Source organism: Ramlibacter sp. (genome assembly GCF_035548915.1).
GTDB lineage: Bacteria > Pseudomonadota > Gammaproteobacteria > Burkholderiales > Burkholderiaceae_C > Ramlibacter.
Window position 1 is genome coordinate 96727 of the sequence record NZ_DASZSE010000018.1, and the last position, 24889, is coordinate 121615.

Annotated in this window: 23 protein-coding genes; 22 read left to right on the forward strand and 1 reads right to left on the reverse strand. The window is 67.2% G+C overall.

Features of this window, described 5'->3' with window-relative positions:
• Positions 1 to 182 precede the first annotated feature (182 nt).
• From rpsB to VHA82_RS04680, 22 genes are all read left to right on the forward strand, one after another.
• Positions 183 to 938 carry a 30S ribosomal protein S2 gene (rpsB, locus tag VHA82_RS04575; RefSeq protein ID WP_325540708.1) on the forward strand — a complete coding sequence of 252 codons (756 nt, stop codon included), beginning with the start codon at positions 183 to 185 and terminating at the stop codon, positions 936 to 938.
• A 125-nt stretch (positions 939 to 1063) separates the two neighbouring features.
• Positions 1064 to 1957, forward strand: coding sequence for a translation elongation factor Ts (tsf, locus tag VHA82_RS04580; RefSeq protein ID WP_325540710.1), 894 nt, complete (start codon positions 1064 to 1066; stop codon positions 1955 to 1957).
• A gap of 65 nt (positions 1958 to 2022) precedes the next feature.
• Positions 2023 to 2742, forward strand: coding sequence for a UMP kinase (gene pyrH, locus VHA82_RS04585; protein WP_325540712.1), 720 nt, complete (start codon positions 2023 to 2025; stop codon positions 2740 to 2742).
• Positions 2743 to 2764: 22 nt separating this feature from the next.
• A complete protein-coding gene (gene frr / locus VHA82_RS04590) occupies positions 2765 to 3337 on the forward strand; it encodes a ribosome recycling factor (protein WP_325540714.1) in 573 nt (190 codons plus the stop codon).
• Between the two features lie 110 nt (positions 3338 to 3447).
• Positions 3448 to 4167, forward strand: a complete 720-nt coding sequence (uppS, locus tag VHA82_RS04595) for a polyprenyl diphosphate synthase (protein WP_325540716.1) — start codon at positions 3448 to 3450, stop codon at positions 4165 to 4167.
• A gap of 41 nt (positions 4168 to 4208) precedes the next feature.
• On the forward strand, positions 4209 to 5063 hold the full coding sequence (locus VHA82_RS04600) for a phosphatidate cytidylyltransferase (protein WP_325540718.1): 855 nt from the start codon (positions 4209 to 4211) through the stop codon (positions 5061 to 5063).
• A complete protein-coding gene (gene ispC / locus VHA82_RS04605) occupies positions 5060 to 6250 on the forward strand; it encodes a 1-deoxy-D-xylulose-5-phosphate reductoisomerase (protein ID WP_325540720.1) in 1191 nt (396 codons plus the stop codon). Before VHA82_RS04600 ends, ispC begins: the two co-directional genes overlap by 4 nt.
• A gap of 17 nt (positions 6251 to 6267) precedes the next feature.
• The gene (gene rseP, locus VHA82_RS04610; protein WP_325540722.1) at positions 6268 to 7644 is read left to right on the forward strand and encodes an RIP metalloprotease RseP; all 1377 of its coding nucleotides are present in this window, start codon (positions 6268 to 6270) and stop codon (positions 7642 to 7644) included.
• A gap of 60 nt (positions 7645 to 7704) precedes the next feature.
• Positions 7705 to 9999 carry an outer membrane protein assembly factor BamA gene (gene bamA, locus VHA82_RS04615; protein ID WP_325540724.1) on the forward strand — a complete coding sequence of 765 codons (2295 nt, stop codon included), beginning with the start codon at positions 7705 to 7707 and terminating at the stop codon, positions 9997 to 9999.
• Between the two features lie 71 nt (positions 10000 to 10070).
• A complete protein-coding gene (locus tag VHA82_RS04620) occupies positions 10071 to 10535 on the forward strand; it encodes an OmpH family outer membrane protein (RefSeq protein WP_414708629.1) in 465 nt (154 codons plus the stop codon).
• A 22-nt stretch (positions 10536 to 10557) separates the two neighbouring features.
• Positions 10558 to 11526 carry a UDP-3-O-(3-hydroxymyristoyl)glucosamine N-acyltransferase gene (lpxD, locus tag VHA82_RS04625; RefSeq protein ID WP_325540728.1) on the forward strand — a complete coding sequence of 323 codons (969 nt, stop codon included), beginning with the start codon at positions 10558 to 10560 and terminating at the stop codon, positions 11524 to 11526.
• Positions 11527 to 11543: 17 nt separating this feature from the next.
• A complete protein-coding gene (gene fabZ, locus VHA82_RS04630; protein ID WP_325541065.1) occupies positions 11544 to 11981 on the forward strand; it encodes a 3-hydroxyacyl-ACP dehydratase FabZ in 438 nt (145 codons plus the stop codon).
• Between the two features lie 162 nt (positions 11982 to 12143).
• A complete protein-coding gene (gene lpxA, locus VHA82_RS04635; protein WP_325540730.1) occupies positions 12144 to 12932 on the forward strand; it encodes an acyl-ACP--UDP-N-acetylglucosamine O-acyltransferase in 789 nt (262 codons plus the stop codon).
• Between the two features lie 105 nt (positions 12933 to 13037).
• On the forward strand, positions 13038 to 14171 hold the full coding sequence (gene lpxB, locus VHA82_RS04640; protein ID WP_325540732.1) for a lipid-A-disaccharide synthase: 1134 nt from the start codon (positions 13038 to 13040) through the stop codon (positions 14169 to 14171).
• Positions 14140 to 14802 (forward strand): ribonuclease HII, encoded by a 663-nt coding sequence (gene rnhB / locus VHA82_RS04645; RefSeq protein WP_325540734.1) that lies wholly within the window; start codon positions 14140 to 14142, stop codon positions 14800 to 14802. The genes lpxB and rnhB overlap by 32 nt, the downstream gene beginning before the upstream one ends.
• A 10-nt stretch (positions 14803 to 14812) precedes the next feature.
• The gene (locus VHA82_RS04650) at positions 14813 to 15586 is read left to right on the forward strand and encodes an RNA methyltransferase (RefSeq protein WP_325540736.1); all 774 of its coding nucleotides are present in this window, start codon (positions 14813 to 14815) and stop codon (positions 15584 to 15586) included.
• Positions 15587 to 15723: 137 nt separating this feature from the next.
• Positions 15724 to 17490 carry a hypothetical protein gene (locus VHA82_RS04655; RefSeq protein ID WP_325540738.1) on the forward strand — a complete coding sequence of 589 codons (1767 nt, stop codon included), beginning with the start codon at positions 15724 to 15726 and terminating at the stop codon, positions 17488 to 17490.
• A 149-nt stretch (positions 17491 to 17639) separates the two neighbouring features.
• Positions 17640 to 18809, forward strand: a complete 1170-nt coding sequence (gene carA, locus VHA82_RS04660; protein WP_325540739.1) for a glutamine-hydrolyzing carbamoyl-phosphate synthase small subunit — start codon at positions 17640 to 17642, stop codon at positions 18807 to 18809.
• A 10-nt stretch (positions 18810 to 18819) separates the two neighbouring features.
• Entirely contained in the window at positions 18820 to 22059 is a 3240-nt protein-coding gene (carB, locus tag VHA82_RS04665; RefSeq protein ID WP_325540741.1) for a carbamoyl-phosphate synthase large subunit, read from the forward strand.
• Between the two features lie 195 nt (positions 22060 to 22254).
• The gene (locus VHA82_RS04670; RefSeq protein WP_325540743.1) at positions 22255 to 23130 is read left to right on the forward strand and encodes a Kdo hydroxylase family protein; all 876 of its coding nucleotides are present in this window, start codon (positions 22255 to 22257) and stop codon (positions 23128 to 23130) included.
• 212 nt (positions 23131 to 23342) lie between these two features.
• Entirely contained in the window at positions 23343 to 23819 is a 477-nt protein-coding gene (gene greA / locus VHA82_RS04675) for a transcription elongation factor GreA (protein ID WP_325540745.1), read from the forward strand.
• A gap of 2 nt (positions 23820 to 23821) precedes the next feature.
• Positions 23822 to 24274: a DUF4149 domain-containing protein gene (locus tag VHA82_RS04680; protein WP_325541067.1), complete on the forward strand. Its 453-nt coding sequence runs from the start codon at positions 23822 to 23824 to the stop codon at positions 24272 to 24274.
• 130 nt (positions 24275 to 24404) lie between these two features.
• Here the strand turns inward: VHA82_RS04680 and VHA82_RS04685 are convergent, their stop codons facing one another.
• Positions 24405 to 24869, reverse strand: a complete 465-nt coding sequence (locus VHA82_RS04685) for a YhbY family RNA-binding protein (RefSeq protein WP_325540747.1) — start codon at positions 24867 to 24869, stop codon at positions 24405 to 24407.
• Positions 24870 to 24889 lie beyond the last annotated feature (20 nt).

The following is a 24889-nucleotide window of genomic DNA, read 5'->3' on the forward strand; positions in this document are numbered from 1 at the left end:
CTTCGTGCTATACTCTTTGGGTTTCGCTGGGTGCTCGCACAAGATGTGCCGGCGCTGTCAGCGAAGCGAAACGCGAATCCGCCCTCTCGAGGTGTCGCCAGGCGCGGTGGGAACCCTCCAGGGCTCCATCGGGCGCAGCGATTTTCGGTGCGGATTCTAGACCCAACCTTCGAAAGTTTCTCATGACCGTCTCCATGCGTCAGATGCTGGAAGCCGGTGTCCATTTCGGACACCAGACGCGCTTCTGGAACCCCAAGATGGCACCCTACATCTTCGGGCACCGCAACAAGATCCACATCATCAACCTGGAAAAGACGCTGCCGATGTTCCAGGACGCGATGAAGTTCGCGCGCCAGCTCTCGGCCAACCGCGGCACCATCCTGATGGTCGGCACCAAGCGCCAGGCGCGCGAACTCGTCTCCTCCGAAGCGCAGCGCGCGGGCATGCCCTTCGTCGACCAGCGCTGGCTCGGCGGCATGCTCACCAACTTCAAGACCGTGAAGACGTCGCTGAAGCGCCTGAAGGACATGAAGGCCCAGCAGGAAGCCGGCCTGGAGTCCATGTCGAAGAAAGAGCAGCTCATGTTCACGCGCGAGATGGCCAAGCTCGAGAAGGACATCGGCGGCATCCAGGACATGGGCAGCCTTCCCGACGCGCTCTTCGTGGTCGACGTGGGCTACCACAAGATCGCCGTCGCCGAGGCGAAGAAGCTCGGCATCCCGATCATCGGCGTGGTCGACTCCAACCATTCGCCCGAAGGCATCGACTACGTGATCCCGGGCAATGACGACTCCGCCAAGGCCGTGGCCCTGTACGTGCGCGGCATCGCCGACGCCGTGCTCGAGGGCAAGGCCAACGCCGTGACCGACGTGCAGCGCGCCGTGCGCGAAGGCGGCGGCGACGAGTTCGTCGAGGTCGAGGAAGGCGCCGCGAGCTGAGCGGCCCCCGCCGGACAGCGCGAAGCGAGCGAATCGGTCAGCGCGACGAAAAGGGGGCTCTCGAGCCCCCTTTGCACAGGAACACCAACTGAACAGATACGAAAACTGAGAGAGGTCACAGCAATATGGCTGCAATCACCGCAAGCATGGTCGCCGAACTGCGCGCCAAGACCGACGCCCCGATGATGGAGTGCAAGAAGGCGCTCACCGAGGCCGAAGGCAACATGGACCGCGCCGAAGAGATCCTCCGCGTGAAGCTCGGCAACAAAGCGGGCAAGGCCGCTTCGCGCATCACCGCCGAGGGCGTGGTGGCCGCCTACCGCGACGGCACGTCCGGCGCCATGGTCGAAGTCAACTGCGAAACCGACTTCGTGACGAAGAACGAGAGCTTCATCCGGATGGCGCAGGCCGCCGCAGAACTCATCGCGAAGCACGGCCCCGCCGACGTCGCCGCGCTCGGCGCGCTGCCTTACAGCCAGGACGGCTTCGGCCCGACGCTCGAAGACGTCCGCAAGGGGCTCGTCGGCAAGATCGGTGAGAACATGACCTTCCGGCGCTTCAAGCGCTTCGGCGGGGGCGCGAAGCTCGCGCACTACCTGCACGGAACGCGCATCGGCGTGGTCGTGGAGTTCGAAGGCGACGACGTCGCCGCCAAAGACGTGGCGATGCACGTGGCGGCCATGAAGCCGGTCGCGCTGGCGAGTGGGGACGTGCCGCAGGAACTCATCGAGCGGGAGCGCTCGATCGCCCAGCAGAAGGCCGCCGAATCGGGCAAGCCCGCCGACATCGTCTCGAAGATGGTCGAAGGCTCGGTGCAGAAGTACCTGAAGGAAGTGTCGCTGCTGAACCAGCCGTTCGTGAAGAACGACAAGCAGACGGTGCAAGCCATGCTGAAGGGCGCGAACACGACCATCAAGGGCTTCACGCTCTTCGTGGTGGGCGAGGGCATCGAGAAGCGGGCCGACGACTTCGCCGCCGAAGTGGCCGCGCAGGTCGCGGCCGCCAAGCAGAACGCCTGACCGACCACCGGACGGGCGCCGCCCGATTGCTACACTTCGCTTCGCAAGACCAGGAGAAGTCGCCCATGCCCGTCCAGCCCGCGCACAAGCGCATCCTGCTCAAGCTGTCCGGTGAGGCCTTGATGGGAGACGATCCGTTCGGCATCAACCGGGCGACGATCGTGCGGATGGTGGAGGAAGTGGCCGAAGTCGTGGGTATGGGCGTCGAGGTGGCGGTGGTGATCGGCGGCGGCAACATCTTCCGCGGCGTGGCGGGCGGCTCGGTCGGCATGGACCGCGCCACCGCCGACTACATGGGCATGCTCGCCACCGTGATGAACGCGCTCGCGCTTGCCGATGCGATGAACAAGCAAGGGCTCGTCGCGCGCGTGATGTCGGCGATCAACATCGAGCAGGTGGTCGAGCCCTACATCCGGCCGAAGGCGCTGCAGTACCTCGAAGAAAAGAAGGTGGTGATCTTCGCCGCGGGCACGGGCAATCCGTTCTTCACCACCGACACGGCAGCGGCGCTGCGCGGCGCCGAGATCGGCGCGGAAGTGGTGCTGAAAGCGACGAAGGTCGACGGCGTCTATTCCGCCGATCCCGCCAAGGACCCGTCGGCCACGCGCTACACGCGCATCTCGTTCGATGAGGCGATGGTGCGCAACCTGGGCATCATGGACGCCACGGCGTTCGCGCTCTGCCGCGACCAGAAGCTGCCGATCAAGGTGTTCTCGATCTTCAAGCACGGCGCGCTGAAGCGCGTGGTGCTCGGTGAAGACGAGGGAACCCTCGTGTCCGCCTGAACCACAAAGAGGAGAGATGACGATGGCCCAAGCCACGACCATTGCCGACATCAAGCAGCAGGCACAGCACAAGATGGACGCGTCCATCGCCGCGCTGAAGACGACGCTCAGCCACATCCGCACCGGCCGCGCCAATCCGGGCCTGCTCGACACCGTGCACATCGAGTACTACGGCACCGTGGTGCCGCTCTCGCAGGTCGCGAACATCTCGGTGCTCGATCCGCGCACGCTGTCGGTGCAGCCGTTCGAAAAGGGCATGGGCGCCAAGATCGAAAAGGCGATCCGCGACAGCGACCTCGGAGTGAACCCCGCCTCGATGGGCGACCTGATCCGCGTGCCGATGCCCCCCATGAGCGAGGAGCGGCGCAAGGAGATGACCAAGATCGTTCGCCACGAGGGCGAGAACACGAAGATCGCGATCCGCAACCTGCGCCGCGACGCCAACGAGCATCTGAAGAAGCTCGTGAAGGACAAGCATGCGTCCGAAGACGAGCTGAAGCGTTCGGAAGGCGAGATCCAGAAGGTCACGGACCGGCACATCGCGGACATCGACGCGCTCGTGCAATCGAAGGAAAAGGAGATCATGGCCGTTTGACGAGCCCCCGCGCTTGCCCGCTTCGCGAGGTCCGCTGCCCCCCCGAGGGAGCCTTCGCGCCTTGGGGCGGCCCGGCGGCGCTCAACGCCATCGATCCACACTGAACCGGCATGACGGGACGCATTCCCCACCACATCGCCATCGTCATGGACGGCAACGGCCGCTGGGCCACGCGCCGGCTGCTGCCGCGGGTCGCCGGGCACAAGAAGGGGCTCGACGCGCTCAGGCAGTGCGTGCGGCACTGCGGCGAGACCGGCGTGAAAGTGCTCACCGTCTTCGCGTTCTCCTCCGAGAACTGGAAGCGGCCCGCCGACGAAGTCTCTGGCCTCATGGAACTGCTCGCGGGGGCCCTCGCGCGCGAAGTGCCGCAGCTGCAGGCCGAAGGCGTGCGCCTGCATTTCGTCGGCGAACGCGCCGGCCTTTCGGACAAAGTCCGCGCGGGGCTCGTGCAGGCCGAGGCGGCCACGGCCGCCAACACGCGCCTCGTCTTCAACGTCTGCTTCAACTACGGCGGCCGATGGGACATCGCGCAGGCGGCGGCGAAGCTCGCGCAGCAAGGCGAAACGCCGACCGAGGAGTCGCTCGGCCGCGCGCTCGCGCTCGCGCACGTGCCCGACCCGGATCTGCTGATCCGCACCGGCGGCGAGGAGCGCCTCAGCAACTTCGTCTTGTGGCAGTGCGCCTACAGCGAGCTCTATTTCACCGATACGCTCTGGCCCGACTTCGGGGATGCGGCACTCGATGAGGCCCTGGCCGACTACGCCAGGCGCGAGCGGCGCTTCGGCCGCACGTCCGAACAGCTCGCGCCCGTGCACCGCAAGGTCGCATAGGTCCAGGGCTCGCCGACACAACCGAGAGGGATCGGGCTCCCATGCTCAAGCAGCGCATCATCACCGCCATCGTGCTCCTGGCCATCCTGCTGCCGGCGCTCTTCTGGGAGACGCCCGAGCCTTTCATGGCCGTGACGCTCGTGCTGCTCACGGCCGCGGGCTGGGAATGGGGGCGGCTGAACCAGCTCGGGTCCCCGGCCAGCATCGCATGCGCCGTCGTGCTGCTTGTGCTCTGTGCCGCGGCGTGGGCGGGCGGCGCGCTCGCGCAGCCGCGCCCGCTGCTATGGAGCGTCGCGGCCGTCGCCTGGGTGATCGGCGGCGCATCGCTCATCGCCACAGGTGTCCCGGGCTGGCCGCGCATCGCGCGGCCCGTGCGCCTCGTGGGCGGCGTGCTCGCGCTGTGGGTCGCCTGGCTCGCGGTGGCCGATGCGCGGATGCTGGGCATCAACTTCCTCCTGTCGGTGCTCGTTCTCGTGTGGGTCGCGGACATCTTCGCGTACTTCGCGGGTCGCGCTTTCGGCACGAAATTCGTGAAGCGCAAGCTCGCCCCCTCCATCAGCCCCGGCAAGAGCTGGGAAGGCGTCGCGGGCGGCATGATCGGCGTGCTCGTGCTGGCCGTCGCCTGGACGCTCGCCGACCGCGCCCACGGCGGCAATGCGCCGAGCCTCTATACGGTCCTCGCGGGGCTCGGCTGGCCCGTGCTCGTGGCAGCGGCGATCTTCCTCGCCGCGATGAGCGTCGTGGGCGACCTCGTGGAGTCGCTCGTGAAGCGCGCGGCGGGCATGAAGGATTCCAGCGGGCTCTTGCCCGGCCACGGCGGCGTGCTGGACCGTGTGGACGCCCTGCTGCCCGTCTTGCCTTTGGCGATGATGATGGTCACACTGGCAGCGCGATGAAACAGAGAGTCGCCGTCCTCGGCTCCACCGGCTCGATCGGCGTGAACACGCTCGACGTGGTCGCCCGCCATCCGGAGCGCTTCGAAGTCTTCGCGCTGAGCGCTGCGAGCCGGGTCGATCCGATGCTCGAGCAGTGCGCCCGGTTCCGTCCCGTATTCGCGGTGATGGCGGGGGAAGCCGCGGGCCGGGCGCTTGCCGAGCGCGTCGAAGCCGAACGCCTGCCGACGCACGTGCTGTGGGGCGCGGATGCGCTCGAGCGGATCGCCTCGCACGAAGAAGTCGACACCGTGATGGCCGCGATCGTCGGCGCGGCGGGCCTCGCTTCGTGCCTCGCCGCCGCGCGCGCGGGCAAGCGGCTGCTGCTCGCCAACAAGGAAGCGCTGGTGGTCGGCGGGGAACTGTTCATGGAGGCGGTTCGGCAAGGCGGCGCCACGCTGCTGCCGATCGACAGCGAGCACTCGGCGATCTTCCAGTCGCTGCCGCAAGACCCCGCCACGTGGGCCGACCGCGTGGAGAAGATCGTCCTCACCGCCTCGGGCGGGCCGTTTCGCAGGCGCGACCCGGCCTCGCTGCGCGACGTGAAGCCCGAGGAGGCTTGCGCGCATCCCAACTGGGTGATGGGCCGCAAGATCTCGGTGGACTCGGCCACGATGATGAACAAGGCGCTCGAGGTGATCGAGGCGCGACACCTCTTCGGCCTGGCACCCGAACGGCTGGAAGTCGTGATCCATCCCCAGAGCGTGATCCACTCGATGGTGCAGTACCGCGATGCCTCGGTGATCGCGCAGCTCGGCACGCCCGACATGCGCGTGCCGATCGCCTACGGGCTCGCCTGGCCCGACCGCGTGACGTCGGGCGCCGCCGCGCTCGACTTCGCCACACTGGCCGACATGACCTTCGAATCGATGGACAGCCACGGCCACCGCGATCGGTTCCCGGGTCTCGGGCTCGCCTGGGACAGTCTGCGCGCGGCCCCCGGCACGACGGCCGTGCTCAACGCGGCCAACGAAGTCGCGGTCGAGGCCTTCCTCGCGGGCCGCATCCGCTTCGACCATATCCACTCGGTAAATCTTGCAACTTTGGAGGCCGTAGCGCCTTCCAAGCCGCATGCGCTTCAGGATCTGATCGAGTTGGACGCACAATCGCGCGAGGCGGCGCATTCGGCCGCGGCCCGCCTGGGCACCTGAGGCGCCAAAGCCGGACCATGCTCACCGTCGTTGCCTTCATCATCGCGCTGGGCCTGCTCATCGCGGTCCACGAATACGGCCACTACCGCGTGGCCGTCGCGTGCGGCGTGAAGGTGCTGCGATTTTCGATCGGCTTCGGCCGGCCGCTCGCGAAGTGGAAGGCGCGCCGACCGCGCCCGGGGCAGGACACCGAGTTCGTGATCGGCGCTTTCCCGCTCGGCGGCTTCGTGAAGATGCTGGACGAGCGCGAAGGCCCCGTGGCCGCCGAGGAACGCGACCGCGCCTTCAATACGCGCCCGCTCGGTGCGCGCGCGCTGATCGTCGCGGCCGGGCCCGCGGCCAACCTGCTGCTCGCGGTGCTGCTCTACGCGTGCGTCGGCTGGTACGGCGTGCAGGAGCCCGTGCCCGTGCTCGCGAGCCCCGTGGCGGGCTCCATCGCGCAGAAAGCGGGCCTCGTGGGCGGTGAAACCGTCGCGGCGGCGGGCTTCGAGGGCGAGGCGCTGAAGCCTATGGCGTCGTTCGAGGAGGTGCGCTGGCTCCTCACGCGCGGCGCGCTGGACGGGCGCGACGTGCGCCTGCGGCTCGCGCCTTCGAGCCCGGGCGGCGGACGCGACGTGCTACTGCACCTGGCGGGCACGAAGGTGAGCGAGGCCGACGCGCAGCTCTTTCGCCGCATCGGCATCGTCGGGCCCTGGACGAAGCCCGTGGTGGGCGACATTCTCGAAGGCAGCCCCGCGCAGCGCGCGGGGCTCGCGAAGGACGACGTGGTGCTCACGGCCGACGGCGAGCGGATCGTCGATGCGCAGCAGCTTCGCGAACGCATCCGCGGCACGGTGCAAGGCGGCAAGGCCCGCACGATGGAGTGGCGCGTCCAGCGCGGCGGCACCGAGGTCGCGCTGCGGGTCACGCCCGAAGCGGTGGTGGGTGAAACCGGCGTTGTGAAGGGCAAGATCGGCGCCTATGTCGGTGCGCCCCCCGAATTCGTCACGGTGCGCAAGGGCCCCCTCGAGGGCCTTGCGAGCGGCGTGGTGCGCACGTGGGAAGTGTCGGAGCTCACGCTTCGCATGATGGGCCGCATGGTGATCGGACAAGCGTCGCTCAAGAACCTGAGCGGGCCGCTCACGATCGCCGACTACGCGGGCAAGTCCGCGAGCCTCGGGCTTGCGCAGTACATGCTCTTTCTCGCCCTCATCAGCGTGAGCCTCGGCGTGCTGAACCTGCTGCCTCTGCCCGTATTGGATGGAGGGCACCTGATGTATTATCTTTGGGAGGCCGCGACCGGCCGCAGCGTCTCCGACGCGTGGATGGAGCGCCTGCAGCGCGGTGGCGTGGCGGTGCTGCTGGCGATGATGTCGATCGCGCTCTTCAACGACGTCACACGCCTCTTTGGATAATCTTGCAACCAGCCCGAGGTCCCGCCACGACGGGGCCGGGCGCGCCATAACTCGAATTCGATGAAGAAACATCTCAAGCGCTTCCGCGCCCGCAGCATTTCGGCCGTGGTGGCGATGGCATTCGCGGTCAACGCGTGGGCCGTCGAGCCGTTCACGGTGCGCGACATCCGCCTCGAAGGCCTGCAGCGCGTGGAGCCCGGCACCGTGTTCGCGTCGCTGCCGTTTCGGGTGGGCGATCAGTACAACGACGAGAAGGGCTCGGCCGCGATCCGGGCCCTCTTCGCGCTCGGCCTCTTCAAGGACGTGCGGCTCGAGGTGCAGGACGACGTGCTCGTCGTGATCGTCGAGGAGCGCCCCTCGATCGCCGAAGTCGATTTCGCGGGCATCAAGGAATTCGACAAGGACACGCTCAAGAAGGCGCTGCGCGAGATCGGCCTCACCGAGGGGCGGCCGTACGACCAGGCCCTGGCCGACCGCGCCGAGCAGGAACTGAAGCGCCAGTACATCAACAGGAGCCTCTACGGCGCCGAAGTCGTGACCACGGTGACGCCCGTGGAGCGCAATCGCGTGAACCTCACCTTCACCGTGACGGAGGGCCAGCCCGCGCGCATCAAGGAAATCCACATCGTGGGGGCGAAGACCTTCAGCGAATCGACGCTGAAGGGGCTGATGGAGCTCGAGCCGGGCAACTGGTTCAGCTGGTACACGAAGTCCGACCGCTATGCGCGCGCCAAGCTCAACGCCGACCTCGAATCCCTGCGGTCCTACTACCTGAACCGCGGCTTCCTCGAATTCCGGGTCGACTCCACGCAAGTCGCGATCTCGCCGGACAAGCAGGACATCTCGATCACGATCAACATCACCGAGGGCGACCGGTACGTCGTCACGGGCGTGCGGCTGGAGGGCAACTACCTCGGCAAGGAGGACGAGTTCAAGACGCTCGTGAAGATCAAGCCGGGCGAGCCCTACAACGCCGAGCAGGTGACCGAGACCACGAAGGCCTTCACGGACTACTTCGGCAACTTCGGCTATGCGTTCGCGCAGGTGGAGGCGCGGCCGCAGATCGACCGCGCGAACAACCGCGTGGCGCTCGTGCTGCTTGCCGACCCGTCGCGCCGGGCCTACGTGCGGCGCGTGAACATCTCGGGCAACAACCGCACGCGCGACGAAGTGATCCGAAGGGAATTCCGCCAGTTCGAATCGAGCTGGTACGACGCGGAAAAGATCAAGCTCTCGCGCGACCGCGTGGACCGCCTCGGCTTCTTCAAGGAAGTGAACCTGGAGACGAGCGACGTGCCGGGCGCCCCTGACCAGGTCGACCTGAACGTGAAGGTGGAGGAAAAGCCCACCGGAAGCCTGCAGGTGGGCGCGGGATTTTCGAGCGCGGAGAAGCTGTCGCTCTCGTTTTCGGTGCGCCAGGAAAACGCGTTCGGCTCCGGCAACTTCATGGGCGTGGAAGTGAACACGAGCAAGTACAACCGCACGCTCGTCCTCAACTGGGTCGATCCCTACTTCACGGCCGACGGCATCTCGCGCGGCATCGATCTCTATCATCGCGCCTCCAGGCCGTACCAGGACCAGGGCGGCAACTACGAACTCGTGACGCAGGGCGCGGGGCTGCGCTTCGGCGTGCCGTTCAGCGAAGTCGACACGGTCTACCTGGGCGGCGCGCTCGAGCGCACCACCATCAAGCCGGGCACGAACATTCCCGCGGCCTACCTCGACTACGCCGTGCGCTTCGGCAACACGAGCACGCTGCTGCCGCTCACGCTCGGCTGGGCGCGCGACGATCGCGACAGCGTCGTGACGCCCACGCGCGGCCGCATGCAGCGCGTCGCGGCCGAATGGGGCGCGTTCGGCAACGTGCACTACATCCGCGGCAACTACCAGTACCAGGAATACATCCCGCTCAACCGCACGTTCACCATCGGGCTGAACGGCGAGCTCGGCTGGGGCAAGGGGCTCTCGGGCGATCCGTTCCCGGTCTTCAAGAACTTCTATTCGGGCGGCCTGGGATCGGTGCGCGGCTTCGAGCAGGGCACGCTCGGCCCGCGCGACGTGACGGGCTCCTCGATCGGCGGGCCGAAGAAGATCACGCTGAACGCGGAGCTCATCGCGCCGTTCCCCGGCGCGGGCAAGGACAAGTCGCTGCGCTGGTTCGCCTTCGCCGATGCCGGCAACGTGTTCGGCGACAACGAGAAATTCAGCGCGCAGGAACTGCGGGCCTCGGTGGGTCTCGGCATCTCGTGGATCTCGCCGATCGGGCCGCTGCGCATCGCGGCTGCCCGGCCGGTGCGCAAGTTCCCGGGCGATAGAATCCAGAAACTGCAATTCCAGATCGGAACCAACTTCTGATGAAGCATTTGTCGCACCGTGGCCTCGCCGCCGTCTTCGCCGCTCTCTTCGCCTCGGCCGCAGCGCTGGCGATGGCCGCGCCCGCGCACGCCGAGGACTTTCGCGTGGGCTTCGTGAACACCGACCGCATCTTCCGCGAAGCGAGCACCGCCAAGGCGGCGCAGGCCAAGCTGGAGCAGGAGTTCTCCAGGCGCGAGAAGGAACTCAACGACATGGGCAACGCCCTGAAGGCGGCTTCGGAGAAGTTCGAGCGCGAAGCGCCGACGCTTGCCGAGTCGCAGCGGCAGCAGCGCCAGAAGGGGCTGGTCGACCAGGACCGCGAGTTCCAGCGCAAGCGCCGTGAATTCCAGGAAGACCTGAATGCCCGCAAGAACGAGGAACTGCAGCAGGTCCTCGACCGCGCCAACCGCGTGGTGCGGCAGGTGGCCGAGCAGGAAAAGTACGACCTCATCCTGCAGGAGGCGGTCTACATCAACCCGAAGTACGACATCACCGACAAGGTGATCAAGGCGCTGAACGCGTCGGGCGCGAAGTAGGACGAGCGGGGAAGGGCGCGCCGTGAGCCTGATGCTGGCCGAGATCGTCGCGGCGCTCGGCGGCGAACTGTGCGGCGACTCGGGGCTCGAGATCGAACGGCTCGCTCCGCTCGAGTCGGCGGGCCCGTCGGAGCTGAGCTTCCTTTCGAATCCGCGCTATCGGCCGCAGCTCGCGAGTTCGCGCGCGGGCTGCGTGATCGTCGCCGAGGCCATGAAGGCCGAAGCGCTCGCGCGCGGCACGTGCATCGTGGCGGCCGATCCGTATCTTTATTTCGCGCGGCTCACGCAGCTCTGGAAGTCGAGGCATGCGAGCGCCGACGGCTTGCGCGTGCATCCGAGTGCGTCGATTCATCCCACGGCCGAGATCGACCCGACGGCGACGATCGGCCCGCTTTGCGTGCTGGAGCGCGGCGCGCGCATCGGAGCGGGCACGGTGCTCAAGTCGCGGGTGACCGTGGGCGAGGGCTGTGTGATCGGTGAGCGCTGCATCGTGCATGCGGGGGTCGTGATCGGCGCGGACGGATTCGGTTTCGCGCAGGACCGGGGCGTGTGGGTGAAGATCGAGCAGCTCGGGGCCGTGCGCATCGGCAACGACGTGGAGATCGGCGCCAACACCTGCATCGATCGCGGCGCGCTCGGCGACACCGTGATCGAAGACGGCGTGAAGCTCGACAACCTGATCCAGATCGCGCACAACGTGCGCATCGGCGCGCACACGGCGATTGCCGCGTGCACCGGCATCGCGGGCAGCGCCGACATCGGCGCGCACTGCACGATCGGCGGCGCGGCGATGATTCACGGGCACATCACGATCGTGGACCGGACCTTCGTCTCGGCCGGCACCTTCGTCGGCCGCTCCATTCTCCAGCCCGGGCATTACACCGGGATCTTTCCCATGGACGAGAATGCGAACTGGGAAAAGAACGCGGCGGCGGTGAGGCAGCTCTACCGCCTGCGCGAGCGCATCAAGGCGCTGGAGAAGAGAGAGTGACATCAGACATCAAGACGATGGACATCCATCAGATCATGCGGCAGCTGCCGCATCGATATCCCATTTTGCTGGTGGACCGGGTGACGCTGCTGGAGAGGGGCAAGCGCATCCAGGCGATCAAGAACGTGACGATGAACGAGCCGTTCTTCGCGGGGCATTTTCCGCACCGGCCCGTGATGCCGGGCGTGATGATGCTCGAAGCGCTGGCGCAGACGGCAGCGTTGCTGTCGTTCGATGCGGCGGAGGTGCAGCCGGATGAGAAGACGGTCTACTATTTCGCGGGCATCGATTCGGCGCGCTTCAAGCGCCCCGTGGAGCCGGGCGATCAGCTTCGGATGGAAGTGACGCTGGAACGCGCGAAGGCGGGCATCTACAAGTACAAGGCCGTGGCGCGGGTGGGCGACGAAGTCGCGGTCGAAGCCGAGCTGATGTGCACGATGCGGCGCGTGGGCTGAAATGAGGCGGCATCGAGCCATCGTCGCGTCGTCGGCAAGCCGTGTCATCCCCGCGAACGCGGGGATCCAGAGGCTTGCCGTCGCCCTGGATTCCCGCTTCCGCGAGAATGACGGCCGCGGCTCGTCCGCGTCCGACCGGACATTGGAATTGAAGGCGCGCCGGTGAGCATCCATCCGACCGCCATCGTCGACCCGGCCGCGGAACTCGACAGCGGCGTCGAAGTCGGCCCGTATGCGGTGATCGGCTCGCACGTGAAGATCGGCGCGCGCACGACCGTCGGCGCCCACACCGTGATCGACGGCCGCACGACGATCGGCGAGGACAACGTGATCTCGCCCTTCGTATCGCTCGGCGGCCCGCCGCAGGACAAGAAGTACAGAGGCGAGCCGTGCGAACTCGTGATCGGCGAGCGCAACGTGATTCGCGAATTCAGCACGTACAACATCGGCACCGTCCAAGGCGGCGGCGTCACGCGCCTCGGCAACGACAACTGGATGATGGCCTACACGCACCTCGCGCACGACTGCGTGGTGGGCAACAACGTGATCTTCGCCAACAACGCGCAGCTCGCGGGCCACGTGGAAATCGGCGACTGGGTGATCCTCGGCGGCTTCACCACCGTGCACCAGTTCGTGCGCATCGGCGCGCACGGCATGACGGCCCTTTCCTCGGTGTTGCTCGCCGACCAGCCGCCTTTCGTGATGAGCCAGGGCGATCCGGCCCAGGCGCGTTCGATGAATTTCGAAGGCCTGCGCCGCCGCGGATTCTCGCCCGAGCGCATCGGCGCGGTGAAGGCGATGCACAAGCTGCTCTATCGCGACGGCCTGACGCTCGAACAGGCGACCGAGCGCATCGCCGCCCTCGCGAGCCAGACGCCCGAAGCCACGCCCGACGTCGAGATGATGGTGGGCTTTCTGCGCGGCGTGGCGCAGCGCGGCATCGTTCGCTGATTCATGGACTCCGCAGACCCCGCAGGGTGGGGCAAGGAGCAGGGCGACGCACGCCACCGTTCCGGTGGCGCCCTGGATTTCCGCCTTCGCGGGAATGACGGCGAAATGCCCTTCGCGATGGTCGCGGGCGAAGCGTCCGGCGATCTGCTGGGCGCGACGCTCATGGACGGCCTCCTCGCACGCTGGCCGCGGACGACGGCGCACGGCATCGGCGGCCCGCGGATGATCGAGCGCGGCTTCGAGGCTTGGTGGCCCGCCGAAACGCTGGCATTGCACGGCTATGCGGAAGCGCTCGTGCGCTATCGCGAGCTCGTGGGCATCCGCGCGCGACTGCGCGAGCGGCTGATCGCGAGCCCGCCGCGGGCCTTCATCGGCATCGACGCGCCGGACTTCAACCTCGACCTCGAAGGCGCGCTGAAGGCGCGCGGCATCCGCACGGTGCACTACGTCTGCCCGTCGATCTGGGCGTGGCGCGCCGATCGCGTGCACAAGATCAAGGCGAGCTGCGATCGCGTGCTGTGCCTCTTTCCCTTCGAGCCGCCGCTGCTCGAAAAGCATGGCATCGCGGCGACCTACGTCGGGCACCCGCTTGCCAATGCCATCCCGCTCGATCCCGACAAGTCGGCGGCGCGCGCGGCACTCGGCCTGCCGGGCGACGCGGAAGTGGTTGCGATCCTGCCGGGCAGCCGCGGCTCGGAAGTGAAGCATCTCGCCGAACGGTTCTTCCGCGCTGCATTGCAGCTCGCGCAGCTTCGCAGCGGCGTGCACTTCGTGGTCCCTGCCGTGCCTTCGATGAAGGCGCGCATCGAAGCCGCGGCGCGCGCGGCCGGTCTGCAGCGCCATCTCACGATCGTGACCGGCCAGTCGCACACCGTGCTGGCCGCATGCGACGTGGCGCTGGTGGCGAGCGGCACGGCGACGCTGGAAGCCGCGCTCTTCAAGCGGCCGATGGTGATCGCCTACAGCGTGCACTGGTTCTCGTGGGTGCTCATGCGCCCGCGCAAGCTTCAGCCGTGGGTGGGCCTGCCGAACATCCTGGCGGGGGACTTCGTCGTGCCGGAGCTGCTGCAACAGGACGCAAAACCCGAGCGTCTTGTACGAGCGTTGTTGGATTGGCTCGCGGCTCCTGACAGAATGGCGGCCGTACAGGAGGAGTTCCGCGCGCTGCATCTCCAACTGCGGCGCGACACCGCGAAGCTGGCGACCGATGCCATCGAAGAAACCATCCGCCAGGACTAGGGCGCGCCAGGGCCGCCTCGAGTGGGACCCGATCGGTCTCATGGCGGGCGTGGACGAGGCCGGGCGCGGCCCGCTCGCGGGTCCCGTCGTGGCGGCCGCGGTGATCCTGGACGACACCAAGCGCATCCGCGGGCTGGCCGACTCCAAGGTGCTCACGCCGCTGCAGCGCGACCGCCTCTTCGAGCAGATCTGCGAGAAGTCCCTGTGCTGCGCGGTGGGCGAGGCGAGCGTGGCCGAGATCGACGACCTGAACATCCTCCACGCGACGATGCTCGCGATGAAGCGCGCCGTGGACGGCCTGAGGCTGAAGCCCGCCAAGGTGCTCGTGGACGGCAACCGCCTGCCGAAGATCGACGTGCTGTGCGAAGCGGTGGTGGGCGGCGACGCGATCGTGAAGTCGATTTCCGCCGCGTCCATCGTCGCGAAGGTGACGCGCGACCGCATGCTCAAGCAGTTGCACGAGGAATTCCCGCTTTACGGCTTTGCCTCGCACAAAGGCTACGGCACGCCCGAACATCTGGAGGCGCTGCGCGTGCACGGGCCGTGCGTGCATCATCGCAAGTTCTTCGCGCCGGTGGCGGTGCGCACGATGATGGGTGAGCCGGTCGACGCGGACTTCGCGCCCGAGTGAGCGCGGCCCGGTGAGCGCATCCGCGGTCCAGCACGTCACCTCGCGCGACAACGCGCTGATGAAGGATTTGCGCCGGCTCTCGCAGGACAGCACGGCCTATCGCCGGCAGCAGCGCGTGTGGCTCGAAGGCGATCATCTCTGCCGCGCGGCCGCGCAGCGCGGCGTGAAAGCCGCGATCGCGGTGTTCGCCGAAAGCGCGTTCGACCCGCAGTGGGAAAGCGCGGCCGAACGCCTCGTGGTCGTGCCCGATGCGATCTTCGCGGGATTGAGCGCGCTCGATTCGCCGGCGAAGATGGCTTTCGTCCTCGACATGCCTTCACCCGCGCAGATGCGGGCAGGCGTCGCCACGGTTCTGCTCGACGGCGTGCAGGACGCGGGCAACGTCGGTTCGATCCTGCGTTGCGCGGCGGCGTTCGGCTTCGCGCAGGTGGTCGCGATGAAGGGCACGGCGGCGCTGTGGAGTCCGAAAGTGCTGCGCGCGGGCATGGGAGCGCACTTCGCGCTCTCGCTGCTGGAAGGCTTCGACGCCGGCGCGCTCTCCACGCTGGGCGTGCCGCTGCTGGCCACCAGCTCGCATGAGGGCGAGCTGCTTCATGAGGCGAGGCTGCCGTGGCCGTGTGCCTGGGTGTTCGGCCACGAAGGGCGGGGCGTGAGCCGTGCGGTGGCTGAGCGCGCCACCGGATGCGTGCGCATCGCACAGCCCGGTGGCGAAGAATCGCTGAATGTCGCGGCCGCGGCCGCGATCTGCCTGCACGCGAGCGCGGCGAAGGCGATACCGAAGTAGGGGCCGGCCTTCCTCGGGAGGAGACCGCCTCCCGGCGCGGGAAGACATCGACTGGAATCGAGCCGACGCGCGGCGCGGGCGGAACGCCGCGAGCGCAGCCGTTACTGAGTGGCATGCAATCCACTTCGCCGAAGGGCATGCCACTCCGTGCCAACGAGTGCTCGCATTGCGACGGCAAAGTCCGGGTGGAGGCGCGTTCCTCCGTACCGGCAGCCGCGGCACAGCTCGAATCGCCTTGCCCGCAGTCCCGGCAGGCCGGCTTGCCGCCGCTCGGGCTTGGCGCCGGTCATGCACCCGGGATCGCGATCGCGCTTGCCGCCTGCATCAAAGGCCTGGCCAGGGAAGATCTCGCCCGGCTGTATGTCCGCTATTCGCTGGACGGAGGACTCTTCCTGAGTTCCGATCGCGGAACGAGGGACGATTTCGTCTGGACCACGCAGGCGCTCGCGAGTGAACTCGACATGGCCCAGCCGCCGGCAGCGACGCTGCCGCAGCGGCTGGCCTTCTGGGACAGTGCCATGGCGTATTGCGCCAAAGTCAATGCCGGTCTCACGGCCGCGGACGAGGCACGGAAGGGACTCGGGGCCCTCACCGCCGCCGAAATGCTGACGGCGCTGGGAAGATTGAAGCCGCTGAAGGGACTGCCCGCGATCGTGCTGGACCTCGAAGTGCAGCGATTGCCGGGCCCGGTCCACTCGCACGCCGCCTCACTCGTCCTGGCTCGCACGAGCGCCGCGGTGGATCTTTGCGACCACTTCGCTGCTGGCGTGCACTGCCTCGCGGGCGGTGGACCCGTTGCCGCGCCGGTGCGCAGTGTCCGGGAGATGGATGCTTGCATTGCGCGAATGTTGTTCAGGAGAGTCGCGGCTCCCGCCGAGGTCGTGGGGTTGCTGCGAGCCTTGCGTGAAAAGCCTTCCCTTTCCGGGCCGGCGATGGATCGTGCCCAGTGGCTCGTGGCGAACTTCAGCGAATACGTGGAACAGATCGACGCGGTGGCAGCGGGGATGCTGCTGAGCCTGCCTGTGGCGCATCTGGAGCGATGGATGCTGACCCGGCAGCAGGTGGTCTGGCTCGGCGAACAGGCGCTCGTGCTGATCGGCATGTCGGGCGAGAGCGACCCGCAAGCGATGCAGGAAATGCAGGCGATCCAGCAGACCGCGGACGTCGACCGCTTCTCGAACCTGTTCGGACGCCTTGCCCTAAGAGACCTGGGCACCGCGCGGGGACAAATCGTCGGCCGGTGGCTGACCGCGTCATTGCCGGTGCTGCTGGCCAACGCCGAGCGGCTGGAGCGGCTGGTCGAACTGGAGGCAACGTGCGGCTTCGACTTCTCCGGGGAACCGCTCGAGGACCTGCTCGACTGGTTTGTTCCGGTGCGCCCGGGCCTGGGAGTGGAGGGTCTTCCGCCGGACACGGCGCCGCGCGCGCTGACGTGCGGTGACGTCGAAGCTGCGGGGCCCGCGCGAAACGAGGACATGCCGGCTGGAGACGAACCGGTCCGCGAGGCGAGCAAGGCGGGGGCGGGGCGGGCGACGGACGTGCCGGCGGCGGCCGAGCCCGATGCCTCGTACTCGCCGCAGGCATGGCGCTTGAAGTGGGACGAGTACAAGAGGAACAAGCTGCGACGGGCCGAGGCCGCAGGCGCGGCAGAGCCTGCGGCTGCCGCCGGCGAGGCGAAGTGTGCGCCCGAAGACGCATCGAGCAAGACGAAGAAGCTTCCCGGCCACAGGCAACGGCCGAGCGGATACAACCATCACACGGGCGACAAGTCGCTGCCGAACGGCGTGCGCAAGGCCCGGTGGGAGGCGCTGCTGCGGCGCGACGGGAAATACACGAAGGAACTCGCGCGCCAGGTGCGCGAGGGCAAGCACCCGGCCCGGGTCGCCGCGAGGGAAGTCGACTGACGGACGGCTATAATGAGAGGCTTTCCCGCAAACCGCCGTACGCCTAGCGCATCAGCAGCCACTCCCACGACAAGAGCATGACCGAGCCCGGCGCCGGTCGCGCTGAAGGGCGTACCGGACAACATTCGGACACCATTCGGAGCCACCCAGTGCTTTCGTCGCTTCAGGGACCTTACCCGCCTGCCCTCCTCGCGCTCGCGGACGGCACGGTCTTCATCGGCAACTCGATCGGCGCCTCGGGCACCACCACCGGCGAAGTGGTGTTCAACACGGCGCTCACCGGCTATCAGGAAATCCTGACGGACCCGAGCTACTGCCAGCAGATCGTCACGCTCACCTATCCGCATATCGGCAACTACGGCGTCAATCACGAAGACGTCGAAGCCGCGAAGATCCACGCGGCCGGCCTCGTGATCCGCGACCTGCCGCTTCTCGCATCCAGCTTTCGCGCCGACATGACGCTGCAGCAGTACCTGCAGCGCGAACACGCCGTGGGCATCGCGAACATCGATACGCGCAAGCTCACGCGCATCCTGCGCACGAAGGGCGCGCAAAACGGCTGCATCCTGGCGCTCGAGGCGGGCGATGAAGTCACGCCCGCCGTCGTGGAGCAGGCCGTGGCCGCGGCGAAGGGCGCACCCGTGATGGCGGGGCTCGACCTCGCGAAGGAAGTGTCGGTGGCGAAACCCTACGAGTGGGAAGAGACCGAGTGGCACCTCGGCACGGGCTACGGGCATCTCGATCAGCCGAAGTACCGCGTGGTGGCGTTCGACTACGGCGTGAAGAAGAACATCCTGCGCATGCTCGCCGAGCGCGGCTGCAAGGTGACCGTGGTGCCGGCGAAGACGCCCGCATCCGAAGTGAAGAAGCTGCAACCCGACGGCGTGTTCCTCTCCAACGGACCCGGCGATCCGGAACCTTGCGATTACGCGATCGAAGCGACGCGCGAGCTGATCGACGAGGGCTACCCGACCTTCGGCATCTGCCTGGGCCACCAGATCATGGCGCTCGCCTCGGGCGCGAAGACGTTCAAGATGAAGTTCGGCCATCACGGCGCGAACCATCCGGTGAAGGACCTCGACAGCGGCCGCGTGAGCATCACGAGCCAGAACCACGGCTTCGCGGTGGACGAAGCGACGCTGCCCGCGAACCTGCGCGCGACGCACGTGTCGCTCTTCGATGGGACGCTGCAGGGGCTCGCGAGAACCGACAAGCCGGCGTTCTGCTTCCAGGGCCATCCGGAAGCGAGCCCCGGGCCGCATGACATCGGCTATCTCTTCGACCGGTTCACCGGCTTGATGGATCAGCGGAAGAAATAGACAGCAGAACATGCCCAAGCGCGAAGACATCAAGAGCATTCTCATCATCGGCGCCGGCCCGATCGTGATCGGCCAGGCGTGCGAGTTCGACTATTCCGGCGTGCAGGCCTGCAAGGCGCTGCGCGAGGAAGGCTACAGGGTCGTCCTCATCAACAGCAACCCCGCGACGATCATGACGGACCCGGCCACGGCCGACGTCACCTACATCGAGCCCGTCACCTGGCAGACCGTCGAGAAGATCATCGCCAAGGAACGCCCCGACGCGATCCTGCCCACGATGGGCGGGCAGACCGCGCTCAACTGCGCGCTCGACCTGTGGCGCAACGGCGTGCTGCACAAGTACAAGTGCGAACTGATCGGCGCCACGCCCGAAGCGATCGACAAGGCCGAAGACCGCCTGAAGTTCAAGGAAGCGATGACGCGCATCGGCCTCGGCTCGGCGAAGTCGGGCATCGCGCACTCGCTCGACGAAGCGTGGGCCGTGCAGAAGCTCGTCGGCTTCCCCGCGGTGATTCGCCCGAGCTTCACGCTCGGTGGCACGGGCGGCGGCATCGCCTACAACTCCGAAGAGTTCGATGCGATCTGCAAGCGCGGCCTGGAAGCGTCGCCCACTTCCGAACTCCTGATCGAGGAATCGCTCCTCGGCTGGAAGGAGTTCGAGATGGAGGTGGTGCGCGACCGCAAGGACAACTGCATCATCGTCTGCTCCATCGAGAACCTCGACCCGATGGGCGTGCATACGGGCGACTCGATCACGGTGGCGCCGGCGCAGACGCTCACCGACAAGGAATACCAGATCATGCGCGACGCGTCGCTCGCGGTGCTGCGCGAGATCGGCGTGGACACGGGCGGCTCCAACGTGCAGTTCTCGATCAACCCGAAGGACGGGCGCATGATCGTGATCGAGATGAACCCGCGCGTCTCGCGGTCTTCCGCGCTCGCATCGAAGGCCACGGGATTTCCGATCGCGAAAGTCGCGGCGAAGCTCGCCTGCGGCTACACGCTCGACGAACTGCGCAACGAGATCACGGGCGGCGCGACGCCGGCTTCGTTCGAGCCTTCCATCGACTACGTCGTGACGAAGATCCCGCGCTTCGCCTTCGAGAAATTCAAGGACGCGAACGACCGCCTCACGACGCAAATGAAGTCCGTGGGCGAAGTGATGGCGATGGGCCGCACGTTCCAGGAATCGTTCCAGAAGGCGCTGCGCGGCCTCGAAGTCGGCGTGGACGGCATGAACGAGAAGACGCAGGACCGCGAGGTGCTGGAAAAGGAACTCGGCGAGCCGGGGCCGGAACGCATCTGGTACGTGGGCGACGCGTTCGCGCAGGGCATGACGGTGGACGAGGTCTACGACCTCACGAAGATCGACCGGTGGTTTCTCGTGCAGATCGAGGAGATCGTGAAGATCGAGCTCGATCTGGACAGACTCGTGGCGAGCAAGGGCGATCAGGCCCTGGCCGCGATCGACGCGCCCACGCTGCGCGCATTGAAGCGCAAGGGCTTTTCCGACCGGCGCCTCGCGAAGCTGCTGAAGACGACGGACAAGGCGATCCGCGAACTGCGCAAGAAGCTGAACGTGCGGCCGGTCTACAAGCGCGTAGACACCTGCGCCGCCGAGTTCGCCACGAACACCGCGTACATGTACTCGACGTACGAAGACGAGTGCGAAGCCAACCCGACCGATCGCAGGAAGATCGTCGTGCTGGGCGGCGGGCCGAACCGCATCGGGCAGGGCATCGAATTCGACTACTGCTGCGTGCACGCCGCGCTCGCGCTGCGCGAGGACGGCTACGAGACCATCATGGTCAACTGCAACCCCGAGACGGTGTCGACCGACTACGACACCTCGGACCGCCTCTATTTCGAGCCGCTCACGCTCGAAGACGTGCTGGAGATCGTCGACAAGGAAAAGCCGGCGGGCGTGATCGTGCAGTACGGCGGGCAGACGCCGCTCAAGCTCGCGCTGGGGCTCGAAGCCGAAGGCGTGCCGATCATCGGCACGTCGCCCGACATGATCGACGCGGCCGAGGATCGCGAGCGCTTCCAGAAGCTGCTGCATGAACTCGGCCTGCGCCAGCCGCCCAATGCGACGGCGCGCACCGAGGCCGAGGCGCTGCAGAAGGCCCAGGCGCTCGGCTATCCGCTCGTCGTGCGGCCGAGCTACGTGCTGGGCGGACGCGCGATGGAGATCGTGCACGAGCAGCGCGACCTCGAGCGCTACATGCGCGAGGCGGTGAAGGTCTCCAACGATTCGCCGGTGCTGCTCGACCGGTTCCTGAACGACGCGATCGAGTGCGACGTGGACTGCATCGCCGACGGCAGGCGCGTTTTCATCGGCGGCGTGATGGAACACATCGAACAGGCGGGCGTGCATTCGGGCGATTCGGCCTGCTCGCTGCCGCCCTATTCGCTGTCGAAGGAGACGGTGGAGGAATTGAAGCGCCAGACCGCCGCGATGGCGAAGGCGCTGAACGTGATCGGGCTCATGAACGTGCAGTTCGCGATCCAGCAGAAGGACGGCCGCGACGTCATCTTCGTGCTCGAAGTGAATCCGCGTGCTTCGCGCACCGTGCCGTACGTGAGCAAGGCGACCGGCATCCCGCTCGCGAAGGTGGCGGCGCGCTGCATGGTCGGCAAGTCGCTCGACGAGCAGGGCATCACGCACGAAGTGACGCCGCCTTACTTCAGCGTGAAGGAAGCGGTGTTTCCGTTCGTGAAGTTCCCGGGCGTGGACACGATCCTCGGGCCGGAGATGAAGTCCACGGGCGAAGTGATGGGCGTGGGCAAGACCTTCGGCGAGGCTTTCGTGAAGAGCCAGATGGGCGCGGGCACGAAGCTTCCGACCTCGGGCAAGGTCTTTCTCACGATCAAGAACAGCGACAAGCCGCGCGGCGTCGCGATCGCGCGCGACCTGCACGCGATGGGCTTCGAGCTGGCCGGCACCAAGGGCACGGCGGCCGCGATCAATGCCGAGGGGATTCCTTGCGAGGCGGTGAACAAGGTCGCGGAAGGGCGGCCGCACGTGGTCGACATGATCAAGAACGGGCAGGTCGTGATGGTGATCAACACGGTGGAGGAACGCCGCAACGCGATTGCCGATTCGCGGGCCATCCGCACGTCGGCGCTGCAGGCGCGCGTGACGACGATCACCACGATCGCGGGCGCCGAGGCGGCGGTCGAAGGCATGAAGGCAATGCGCAACCTCGACGTGATCAGTCTGCAGGAGATGCACGCGCAACTGGCTTGAAGATGAAGGTGCGTCGAGTCCTCGCGAACTCTCCTCTCGTCATCCCCGCGAAAGCGGGGGTCCAGGGCTTCCCTCTCGTCATGGCCGCGAAAGCGGGGATCCAGGGCCTCCCTCTCGTCATCCCCGCGAAAGCGGGGATCCAGGGCTTTCAAACGCCTTGGATTGCCTCTTCCGATGCCACGACGAATCCCTGAAATGGAAGACCCCGTCCTCACACTGGAAAACATCGCCCGCTGGGACGCGCCCGGCGAATCGCGCGATGCCATCGACGCGGTCGAATCCGGAGGCGTGCTCTATCTCCCGCGCCTCGCATTCGCACTTTTCGAGGACGAAACGAGGCTCCTGCGCCCCGATCTGCTGGCCGACGGCGTGCGCAACATCAGCTTCGCAGGCTCGAGCGCTCTGAAAGGCGTGGCGGGCGGCGCGCAGACCGAAGCCGCCGTCGTGAAGATGATGGGCCGCTTCCGAGCGCAGTCGACCGAGCTTGTGAGCGGACTCTTCCCGGCCTATGCGCCGCACCTGCGCCTCGCGCCGACCAGCCTCAGGCCGAAGCAGGTGTCGAGCCGCAGGCAGTCCGTGCGGGCCGACGACCGGCGGCTGCACGTCGATGCGTTTCCCACGCGGCCCAATCGCGGCGAGCGGATCCTGCGCGTGTTCACGAACATCAATCCCCATGGCGAATCGCGCGTCTGGCGCGTGGGGGAGCCCTTCGAGGATCTGGCGCGCCGCTACCTGCCGCGTGCCGCACCCTACTCGGCCTGGAAGGCCCGCGCGCTGCATCTGCTTCATGTGACCAAGTCGCTGCGCAGCGAATACGATCACCTCATGCTGCAATTGCACGACCTGATGAAGGCCGACGAGGCGTATCAGCGCGATGCGCCGCAGCGCACCGTGCATTTCGCGCCGGGCACGACCTGGGTCTGCTTTTCCGATCACACGCTGCACGCGGCGATGTCGGGCCAGTTCATGCTGGAGCAGACGTTTCATCTGCCCGTGGCGAAGCAATACGATCCCGGCGCGAGCCCGCTCGCGATCCTCACGCGGCTCACTGGGCATGCTCTGGCCGGGTGAGGCAGGGTAGCCGCCGGCCTCTTCGGCACAACCGTCGAAGTGAATCGGTTGTCTCGTGGAACCAATGGCAAAGGCGTGTCACACAGAGATTCGACAACCCTGCAAAGGGGCCGCCGGCGAGACCGCTCCCATGGCTTAGAATCGACTCGGACAGACGAACAGAACCGCCGGTCGGCAACGTCCGGCGGTTTGCCTTTGTGGAGCAAGCGAGAGTGGCCACCATTCCCATCACCAAGCGCGGCGCGGAGAAGCTGAAGGCCGAACTTCATCGGCTGAAGACCGTCGACCGTCCGAACGTCATCACCGCCATTGCAGAGGCACGCGCGCAGGGTGACCTTTCCGAGAACGCCGAATACGACGCGGCCAAGGACCGCCAGGGTTTCATCGAAGGCCGCATCCGCGAGCTGGAAGGCAAGCTCGCCGCGGCGCAGGTCATCGATCCGGCCGGCGTCGACGCGGGCGGGCGCGTCGTGTTCGGCGCGACGGTGGAGCTCGAAGAGGAGGATTCCGGCGAGAAGGTCCGCTACCAGATCGTGGGCGAGGACGAAGCGGATCTGAAGCAGGGCCTCATCAACATCTCGAGCCCGATCGCGCGCGCGCTGATCGGCAAGGAAGAGGGCGATACCGCCGAAGTGCAGGCGCCCGGCGGCGTGAAGCGCTACGAGATCGTCGCGGTGCACTACGTGTGAGCATCCGGGAGCGCGTCCCCGTCTTCGCGGCGGCCCTGTGGTGGGGCAGCCTCACGGCGATCGGGTTCATGGCGGTGCCGCTGCTTTTTGCGAATCTGCCGTCGCCTGCGATCGCGGGGCAGATGGCGGCGAAGCTTTTCACCGCGCAGACCTGGATGTCGGTGGGCTGCGGGATGGTGCTGCTCATTGCGCGCGGCAAAGTTCGCATCGAGGCTTGGGCGCTGGCCGGGATGATCCTCGCGCTACTGGTCGAATTCGCGGTCGCGCCGCGCATCGTGGCGAAGCAGGATCTGGCGCTGTGGCATGCCGTGGGAAGTGCGATGTATGGCGTGCAGTGGATCTGCGCGGGCGCCGCGCTCTGGAAGGTCGGTGCCCGCCTTCGTCATCCCCGCGAAAGCGGGGATCCAGGGCCCCGATCCCATGCACGCCCTGGACCCCCGCCTGCGCGGGGGTGACGGAGAAGTGTGTCATCCCGAGCCAGAACTCCGTCATCCCGAACCAGAACTCCGTCATCCCCGCGAAAGCGGGGATCCAGGGCCCCGATCCCGTGCACGCCCTGGACCCCCGCCTGCGCGGGGGTGACGTTCACTGCTTCTTCACCGACTTCTGCTTCGCCTTCGCCTTCTTCACCTTGCCCCCCGGCGTGAGGCGCTGGTTGCCCAGCACGCGCACGTGCTTCACCTCCGGACGCTGGCCGCCGCGCGAACTGTTCTTCACGACCTTGAATTCGCGCGGGCCGGGCTTGCGTTCCTCGTCGGCCGCACGCTCCTTCGCAGGCTTGGGCCGCCACAGCACGAGCAGCTTGCCGATATGCTGGATCGGTGCGGCGCCCAGCTCGTCGCAAAGCCGCTCGAACATCGCCTCGCGCTCTTCGCGGTCGTCGCCCAGCACGCGAATCTTGATCAAGCCGTGCGCCTTCAGCGCCGCGTCGGCCTCCTTCGCGACGGCGGGCGTGAGGCCATCGTTGCCGACCATCACGACGGGGTCCAGATGATGCGCCTCGGCGCGGTGCGCCTTGCGCTCGGCAACGGTAAGTTGAATGGCAGCCATGCCACGTATTATCCGCATGC